Source organism: Paraburkholderia sp., assembly GCF_036488505.1.
Classification (GTDB): Bacteria; Pseudomonadota; Gammaproteobacteria; order Burkholderiales; family Burkholderiaceae; genus Paraburkholderia.
The window spans coordinates 1-8,720 of sequence record NZ_DASXHN010000204.1 but is presented as its reverse complement, the minus strand read 5'-3'; the positions used below and the strand labels follow the sequence as shown (position 1 = coordinate 8,720).

General features: G+C 62.1%; 6 protein-coding genes and 5 tRNA genes. 10 read left to right on the top strand and 1 reads right to left on the bottom strand.

The window, feature by feature from the left end; all coding sequences use genetic code 11:
- The 4 genes from VGH68_RS12455 to VGH68_RS12440 form a co-directional block, all read left to right on the top strand.
- A partial coding sequence (locus tag VGH68_RS12455; protein ID WP_331603924.1) for a microcin C ABC transporter permease YejB occupies window positions 1–993 on the top strand: 993 nt, incomplete at its 5' end.
- The gene (locus VGH68_RS12450) at window positions 993–2,099 is read left to right on the top strand and encodes an ABC transporter permease (protein ID WP_331603923.1); all 1,107 of its coding nucleotides are present in this window, start codon (window positions 993–995) and stop codon (window positions 2,097–2,099) included. The genes VGH68_RS12455 and VGH68_RS12450, both read left to right, overlap by 1 nt.
- Window positions 2,096–3,727: a dipeptide ABC transporter ATP-binding protein gene (locus VGH68_RS12445; protein ID WP_331603922.1), complete on the top strand. Its 1,632-nt coding sequence runs from the start codon at window positions 2,096–2,098 to the stop codon at window positions 3,725–3,727. Before VGH68_RS12450 ends, VGH68_RS12445 begins: the two co-directional genes overlap by 4 nt.
- Window positions 3,728–3,863: 136 nt before the next feature.
- Window positions 3,864–4,529: a C40 family peptidase gene (locus VGH68_RS12440; protein WP_331603921.1), complete on the top strand. Its 666-nt coding sequence runs from the start codon at window positions 3,864–3,866 to the stop codon at window positions 4,527–4,529.
- A 115-nt stretch (window positions 4,530–4,644) separates the two neighbouring features.
- Here VGH68_RS12440 and VGH68_RS12435 read toward each other — a convergent pair whose 3' ends face one another.
- Window positions 4,645–5,604, bottom strand: coding sequence for a patatin-like phospholipase family protein (locus VGH68_RS12435; protein ID WP_331603920.1), 960 nt, complete (start codon window positions 5,602–5,604; stop codon window positions 4,645–4,647).
- A 635-nt stretch (window positions 5,605–6,239) separates the two neighbouring features.
- On the opposite strand from VGH68_RS12435, the gene gltX reads away from it, so the two are divergent.
- From gltX to VGH68_RS12405, 6 genes are all read left to right on the top strand, one after another.
- Window positions 6,240–7,649, top strand: coding sequence for a glutamate--tRNA ligase (gene gltX / locus VGH68_RS12430; RefSeq protein WP_331603919.1), 1,410 nt, complete (start codon window positions 6,240–6,242; stop codon window positions 7,647–7,649).
- A 120-nt stretch (window positions 7,650–7,769) separates the two neighbouring features.
- Window positions 7,770–7,845: transfer RNA gene (locus VGH68_RS12425), tRNA-Ala, on the top strand.
- A 162-nt stretch (window positions 7,846–8,007) separates the two neighbouring features.
- Window positions 8,008–8,083: transfer RNA gene (locus tag VGH68_RS12420), tRNA-Glu, on the top strand.
- Between the two features lie 91 nt (window positions 8,084–8,174).
- Window positions 8,175–8,251 (top strand) — tRNA-Asp (locus VGH68_RS12415).
- A 61-nt stretch (window positions 8,252–8,312) separates the two neighbouring features.
- Window positions 8,313–8,388, top strand: a tRNA-Glu gene (locus tag VGH68_RS12410).
- Window positions 8,389–8,440: 52 nt separating this feature from the next.
- Window positions 8,441–8,517, top strand: a tRNA-Asp gene (locus VGH68_RS12405).
- Window positions 8,518–8,720: the final 203 nt, after the last annotated feature.

The following is an 8,720-nucleotide window of genomic DNA, read 5'->3' as shown; positions in this document are numbered from 1 at the left end:
TTGCTCGGCGTGCTGACGCTGACCTTCGTCGTCATCCAGTTCGTGCCCGGTGGTCCCGTCGAGCAGATGCAGCACGAGTTGCGCAAGGGAGCGGAGAGCGCGTCGCCATTCGGGCTGCGCGCGCACAGTGGCGTCGATGCGCAACAGCTGGCGCAACTGAAGCAGCTATACGGTTTCGACAAGCCACCGCTCGAACGTTATGTACTGATGCTCAGACGCTTTGCGACGTTCGACCTGGGGCAGAGCTATTTCCGCCATCAAAGCGTCTGGTCGCTGATCGTATCGAAGCTGCCGGTGTCGATCAGCATCGGCCTATGGACATTCTTTCTCACCTATCTGATATCGGTGCCGCTCGGCATCGCGAAAGCGGTGCGCAACGGCTCGCACTTCGATATCGCGACGAGCCTCATCGTGCTGATCGGGTACGCGATTCCGGGCTTCGTGCTCGGCGTGTTGCTGCTGGTGCTGTTTGGCGGCGGCACGTTTCTGCAACTGTTTCCGCTGCGCAATCTGACCTCGGACAACTGGGACCAGCTAAGCGCGGCCGGTAAGGTGCTCGACTATCTGTGGCACATCACGCTGCCGGTCGTCGCGTCGGTGGTCGGCAGCTTCGCAGTCGTCACGATGCTGACCAAGAACGCGTTTCTCGACGAGATCCGCAAGCAATACGTGCTGACCGCGCGTGCGAAGGGGCTGTCGGAAAAGCGGGTGCTGTGGAGGCACGTGTTCCGCAATGCGTTGCTGCCGCTGATCGTCGGTTTCCCTGCCGCGTTCGTCGGTGCGTTCTTCACCGGCAGCCTGCTGATCGAAACGCTGTTTTCCCTCGACGGGCTCGGGCTGCTGTCGTATGAATCGGTGATGCGGCGCGACTATCCGGTCGTGCTTGGTACGTTGTACGTCTTTACGCTGATCGGTCTCGTGACCAAGCTGATCTCCGATCTCTGTTACGTGTGGGTCGATCCCCGCATCCAATTCGACCAACTGGAGCGCTGATGAATCGAGCCCGCCTTTCCGCCGATGCGGCGGCGCGCACCGAGCCCGCGCGCGCACTGATGTCGCCAACGCCAGCGCGCCGCGTGTGGCAGCGTTTTCGCCAGCAGCGTCTGGGTTACTGGAGCCTGATCGTGTTCGTCGTCGCGTTCGCGGCGAGCCTCGCGGCGCCATTGTGGTCGAACGATAAGCCATTGGTGGTGCGCTACGACGGCCACCTGTATTTCCCGATGTTCAAGACCTATGCGGAGACGACCTTCGGCGGCGACTTCCCGACGCCGGCCGATTATCTGGATCCGTATATCAAGCATCGGTTCGACGCACCGGGCAACTTCGCGCTGTATCCGCCGAACCGTTACTACTACGACACGCTGAACTATTTCTCGAAGGTGCCGAACCCTGCACCGCCGTCGCGCGATAACTGGCTCGGCACCGACGATCGCGGCCGCGATCTGTTCGCGCGCCTGCTGTATGGCTTTCAGGTGTCGGTGGAATTCGGCCTCGTGCTGACGTTGATCGGCACGCTACTAGGCATCGCCGCGGGGGCGGTGCAGGGTTATTTCGGCGGGCGGATCGACATCATCGGGCAGCGCCTGATCGAAATCTGGGCCGCGATGCCCGAGCTGTATCTGCTGATCATTTTCTCGGCGATCTTCGAACCGGGCTTCATCCTGCTGATCGTGCTGCTATCGCTGTTCGGCTGGATCGGCCTGTCCGATTACGTGCGTGCGGAGTTCCTGCGCAACCGCCAGCAGGATTACGTGCGCGCGGCGCGCGCGATGGGGCTGTCGAACTGGCAGATCATGTGGCGCCACGTGCTGCCGAACAGTCTGACGCCGGTCATCACGTTTCTGCCGTTCCGGATGAGCGGTGCGATTCTCGCGCTGACGAGCCTCGACTTTCTCGGCCTCGGCGTGCCGGCGCCGACGCCAAGCCTCGGGGAGCTACTCGCGCAGGGCAAGGCGAACCTCGACGCATGGTGGATTTCGGTATCCACCTTCGGCGTGCTGGTGACGATGCTGCTGTTGCTCACGTTCATGGGCGACGCACTGCGCAACGCGCTCGACACGCGTATCTCCGATGCGATGCGCGCGGGAGGCAATCAATGAGCGCGGCGCCGCACAGCAATCCGCCATCGACGGAGACACCGCTGCTCGAACTCGACCGTCTGCGCATTGCGTTCGGCGACACGGTCGCGGTAAACGACGTGTCGCTCGCGATCGCGCGTGGCGAGCGCGTCGCGCTGGTGGGGGAGTCGGGATCGGGCAAGAGTGTGACCGCGCTGTCGGTACTGCGTCTGTTGAACGACGCGCAGGTGAGCGGCGCGATCCGTTTCGACGGCGAAGACCTGCTCGCGAAGAGCGAGCGCGCGATGCGCGGCATGCGCGGCTCGGACATCGCGATGATCTTCCAGGAGCCGATGACGGCGCTCAATCCGCTCTATACGATCGGCGATCAGATTGCGGAGACCATCGTCACGCACGACGGCGTGAGCGCGCACGAAGCCGCGAAGCGCGCGGTCGAGCTGCTCGCGCGCACCGGCATCGCCGAGCCGGGCAAGCGCGTGAACAGCTATCCGCATCAGCTGTCCGGCGGTCAGCGGCAGCGCGCGATGATCGCGATGGCGCTCGCTTGCCGGCCGCGTCTGTTGCTGGCCGACGAGCCGACCACCGCGCTCGACGTGACGATCCGCGCGCAAATCGTCGATCTGCTGCTCGAACTGCAGCGCGACGAAGCGCAAAAGCGCGGGATGGCTGTGCTGCTGATTACGCACGACCTCAACCTGGTGCGTCATTTCGCGCAGCGGGTCGCGGTGATGGAGCAGGGCGTGCTGGTCGAAACCGGCCCGGTCGAGCAGGTATTCGACGCGCCACGGCATCCGTATACGCAGCGCTTGCTCGCGAGCCGGCCGCAGCGCGCGGTGCTGCCGGTGCTGCCGATTTCGCCAGTGCTGCTGGAGGCGCGCGACGTGTCCGTCGATTTCAGGACCAGGCTGCCGGGCCTGCAAGGCTGGTTCAAGTCCGGGCGTTTTCGCGCGGTCGAGCAGGTGAACGTGTCGGTGCGCCAGGGCGAGACGCTCGGAATCGTCGGCGAATCGGGTTCGGGCAAGTCGACGCTCGCGCTGGCGCTGCTAGGCTTGCAACGTACCGGGCACGGCGTGATCGAGTTTCAGGGCAGGGCGCTCGGCAGCTATCGGGGCGCCGAAAAGACTGCGTTACGGTCGAACATGCAGGTCGTCTTTCAGGATCCATTCAGTTCGCTTTCGCCGCGTCAGACGATCGAGCGCATCGTCGGCGAAGGGCTGGCGCTGCACCGGCCGGACATGGCGCCGCAGGCGCGCCGCGACAAAGTGCTGGGCGTGCTGCGTGAAGTCGGCATCGACCGTACCGCGCTGTATCGGTATCCGCACGAATTTTCGGGGGGGCAGCGGCAGCGCATCGCGATCGCTCGCACGCTCGTGCTGGAGCCGCGCCTGTTGATCCTCGACGAGCCCACGAGCGCGCTCGACGTATCGATTCAACAGCAGGTGCTGAAGCTGCTTGCCGGTTTGCAGCAGAAATACAATCTCGGCTTTGTATTTATCAGCCACGACCTCGAGGTAATCGGCGCGATCGCGCACCGGGTCGTGGTCATGCAAAACGGTGCCATCGTCGAGGTCGGCGATGTCGAGAAGATTTTTGCGACCCCCTCGCATCCTTACACGCAAAAGCTGCTTAAGGCAGCGCTTAGCCGTTGACTTCCACTTGTTCACCAATTAGGTGCGTCAAACGATTGTTTTTTTCTATTTCTTTTGACACGCAAATACTTAATGGCTAGTATCGACCAAACTTTTTTCCGCGGTCCAGTGATTTTAAGGCAATAAATACCGACCAATGCAGCACAGAAACCTAACCCAGGCTTGCACGCGCGTCGTCGCCGGGATGTTCATTGGCGTCTCGATCGCAGCAGCTTCCGGCGCATTCGCCGATGAAGTCAGCAATTTCAATCAGACGGTCTCGTATTCGCCCAACAGCGGGTTGAATGCTTCCTCCCCCTCCACTACCGAAGCTCCTGGTGCCGACAGCAATAGCGGCAGTGCGAAGTCGTTTCTTTCCGGCATGGCCGGCAAGGCGGGCGACGTGGTAGTCGGCGCGCTGAACATGATCGGCGTTCGCTACCGTTGGGGCGGCAATACACCCGATTCCGGGCTGGATTGCAGCGGATTCGTGCGCTACGTGTTTCAGGACACCCTCGGCCTCGCATTGCCGCGCCGAGCGGAGGAAATGAGCCGCGTCGGCGAGAAGGTGCGCGCGAGCGACCTGAAGCCGGGCGATCTGGTGTTCTTCAATACGATGCGTCGCACCTTCTCGCACGTCGGCATCTATATCGGCGACAACAAGTTCGTGCATTCGCCGTCTACCGGCAGCACGATTCGCGTCGACGACATGGATGACGGTTACTGGGAAAAGCGCTTCACCGGCGCACGCCGCGTCGAGACCTCGTATGACGGCGACGATCTGCGCAAGCGGGTGAATGCGTCGATCGGCGGAAATAACTGACCCAGGCCTTGCGCTGAATTAGCGATAAAAAAGCCCGCTTCCTTGAGGCGGGCTTTGTGCATTTAGAGCCGCATGTAAATGATGTTCGCGGGACCGCAGCGCTGCCGTCGATCAATTAGGCTGCCATTCGGCGCGCGACCAGTTTGCGCTGCAGTTCCGGCATCATCTTGGCCACTGCCTCCTCGCCCGCGAGAATCGCCGCATTGCGCTGCGAGAAGTCGCTGCCGCTCATTGCCGCGAGATTCGGTCGGATCACGATATCCGCATATTTGTCGAGTTCGTACGCCTTGATCGTCTGGCCCATGATCGTGAAGGTCTGCATCAGCACGTCGAACGAACTGGTGATGACGCCGGTTTCCGGACGCTGTGAGATATCGACGGCGATCACAAAGTCGGCGCCCATGCGGCGCGCGAACGATGCCGGCACGGGGCTTACGAGGCCGCCATCCACATACTCGTGGCCGCCGATCTTCACCGGCTCGAAGATCGAGGGCACGCTGCACGACGCCCGCACCGCGATACCGGTGTTGCCGCGCTGGAAGAGAATCGGCTGGCCAGTCTGTAGATCAGTTGCGACGACGCCGAGCGGCTTGGCCATCTTTTCGATCGGACGATTCTTCAGCGTCGTGTTCAGGTAGTTTTGCAGCGCGACACCTTGCAGGAAGCCACGGGTGCGAAACGGCATGGCCCAGTCGCTGATCGAAGCTTCATCCATGCTCAGCGCAAGCTTGTTCAGCGCGAAGCCGTTCATCCCCGACGCATACAGCGCGCCGACCACCGACCCGGCGCTCGTGCCGGCGACGAGGTCGATCTGGATGTTGCGCGCTTCCAGCGCCTTGATCACGCCGATGTGCGCGAAGCCGCGTGCGGCACCGCCGCCGAGTGCGAGCGCGACGCGCACGGGCGTCTGCGCTTTTTCGGGCGAAGCGGGCGGGACGGTCGGCGTGGCGGTGATCGGTGCGCTATCGAGTTTTCCACCGGTGGTGGTACAGGCGGCGAGCACCGCGGAAGCGGCGGCCAGCGTAAAATTGCGGCGGCCCAAACGGGGGGCTGGGCGGGGGGATGACGGTTTCAACGAGTTCTCCAGCAACGGCGCGGACGACGCATCGGCGTCGCACGTGCCGCGATCAGGCAGAGGATCAAACCAAGCGGAGCGCCGCTGGCGGTTCCACTCGCTGCGGGCGGGTGCAGCCGGCGAGTGCAGCCGATATTCGTCCGGTACACGCTCGCAACGCGCGCACATCATAAAGCAAAGGATCGGCTCGCGCGGTTGGCTGTAATGAAACGTTGCAGACGAACTATTCGGGAACCGCGGCGCCGTTTTCCGGATGGATCGGTCGAGAGCCGGATCGTGCGTGGCAAGCGCGGCAACGAAGCACAACGTGGCGTGAGATCAGGTTGTCGCGCCGCGCGGAGCGCGCTCACGCACCGGTTTCAGGATCAGCGGCAATGTGCGGTGAGGCCCTTTCTTGCGAGCACGTCGATGCGTAGTTCCCGAGCCGCGCAGGTGCTTCGGAACGCCTTGCCCGCCTACGTCCTGGCCCATTCGGACGAGGGCGGCGATGCGTGCGCGGAAGGTATAATTCGGCTCTTGTGCTTCTTTCCTCCGTGTCCGTGCGCGACATCGCGCGCCGCAAGGACACGCTTCGCTGCCGCGCTTCGCGAGACTGTTCGTCCCCGCGCCGCGCCTGTTTTACCGAGTAACCGCCAATGACCACCTCCGTTCGCACCCGTTTCGCACCGAGTCCCACCGGCTTCATCCATCTCGGCAACATCCGCTCCGCGCTCTATCCGTGGGCGTTCGCGCGCAAGATGAAAGGGACCTTCGTGTTGCGGGTCGAAGACACCGACGTCGAGCGCTCCACGACCGAATCCGTCGACGCGATTCTCGAAGGCATGGCGTGGCTCGGCCTTGATTTCGACGAAGGCCCGTTCTACCAGATGCAGCGCATGGACCGGTATCGCGAAGTGCTCACGCAGATGCAGGACGCCGGGCTGGTCTACCCGTGTTACATGTCGACCGAGGAACTCGATGCGTTGCGCGAGCGCCAGCGCGAAGCGGGCGAGAAGCCGCGCTACGACGGCACGTGGCGTCCGGAGCCGGGCAAGGTGCTGCCGGACCCGCCGGCCGGCGTGACGCCCGTGCTGCGCTTTCGCAATCCGCTGAGCGGAGTCGTGGCATGGGACGACGCGGTGAAAGGCCGCATCGAAATCTCGAACGAAGAACTCGACGATCTCGTGATCGCGCGCCCGGACGGCACGCCGACGTATAACTTCTGTGTCGTCGTTGACGACCTCGACATGCGCATTACGCACGTGATTCGCGGCGACGATCACGTGAACAACACGCCGCGCCAGATCAACATCCTGCGCGCGCTCGGCGGCGAGCCGCCGGTGTACGCGCACCTTCCGACCGTGCTGAACGAGCAGGGCGAAAAGATGAGCAAGCGTCACGGCGCGATGAGCGTGATCGGTTATCGCGATGCGGGCTACCTGCCGGAAGCGGTGGTCAATTATCTGGCGCGCCTTGGCTGGTCGCATGGCGACGCGGAGATTTTCACGCGCGAGCAGTTCATCGAATGGTTCGATCTCGAACACCTCGGCAAGTCGCCGGCGCAGTACGACCACGACAAGCTGAACTGGTTGAACGCACACTACATCAAGGAAGCCGATAACGCGCGCCTCGCCGAACTGGCGAGGCCGTTCTTCGCGGAACTCGGCATCGACGCAGCTGCGCTCGCGCACGGCCCGGATCTGACGGCCGTAGTCGGTCTGATGAAAGACCGCGCATCCACGGTAAAGGACATCGCGCAGAACGCCGCAATGTTCTATCGAACGCCGGCGCCTGATGCCGAGTCGCTCGCGCAGCATGTGACCGATGCAGTCCGTCCGGCGCTCGCCGAACTGGCCGCCGCGCTGAAGGGCGTCGAGTGGACGAAGGACGGCATCGGCGCCGCGCTGAAGTCCACACTTGGCGCGCACAAGCTGAAGATGCCGCAGCTCGCGATGCCGGTTCGTCTGCTGGTGGCGGGTACGACCCACACACCGTCGATAGATAGCGTGCTGATGCTGTTCGGGCGCGATGTCGTCGTCGATCGGATTGAAAAAGCGCTTGGTTAATGAGGGTGTTCAGGCGCGCAGGCGAGACTTTCCATACGACCTTGGAAAATTCGCCTGAATTGCCGAAGGGGTATTTACAAAGCGTAGATCGGCCTCTAGAATCTCGTTTCTCTGATGTGCGGGGGTATAGCTCAGCTGGGAGAGCGCTTGCATGGCATGCAAGAGGTCAGCGGTTCGATCCCGCTTACCTCCACCAAAAAGAGCAGGGCAAAGTGGTTCGGAAGAGTCGAAGTTGTAGTACAAAACACTTCACAGATCACCAAAGCGTAGTAGAATATCGGTCTTCGTAGCTGGCCACACGAAATAACTGACAAGTTGGCGTGAGCTGGCTGCGATAAGACAGGTCTGAAAAGACTATGTCCCCTTCGTCTAGAGGCCTAGGACATCACCCTTTCACGGTGAGTACAGGGGTTCGAATCCCCTAGGGGACGCCAAACATCGGCGTCGCTTTAATGTTCGAGTAGCAGTAAGGCAGCGCAGCTTGCAGAGAATTAACCGACGCTCGCGAGCAAGGGTGTAGAGACTGGAGTGGTAGTTCAGTTGGTTAGAATACCGGCCTGTCACGCCGGGGGTCGCGGGTTCGAGTCCCGTCCACTCCGCCAGACAAAGCCCGTTCATACAAACCTGAACGGGCTTTTTCATTAAAGGTGTAAGCAGTACGTTGTCCCCTTCGTCTAGAGGCCTAGGACATCACCCTTTCACGGTGAGTACAGGGGTTCGAATCCCCTAGGGGACGCCAGCATATCGGCGTCGTTCGGTTGGCAGTTTGAACGGTGCAGCAAGAAGGATCTGGAGCGGTAGTTCAGTTGGTTAGAATACCGGCCTGTCACGCCGGGGGTCGCGGGTTCGAGTCCCGTCCGCTCCGCCAGATTTGAGAAAGCCCACTTCGAAAGAAGTGGGCTTTTTTTATTTCCGCGAATCATTGCGCCTGGGTATGCTCGGGACAAACAGCCATTGCCAGCGCGCGCGGCCTGTTTTACCGTTGACCCGACTCATCTTCGTCGTTCCACCATGTTCGATCCAACCGAAGCTCCGTCACCGTTTCATCTGCGCCCGGCCAGCATGGACGAT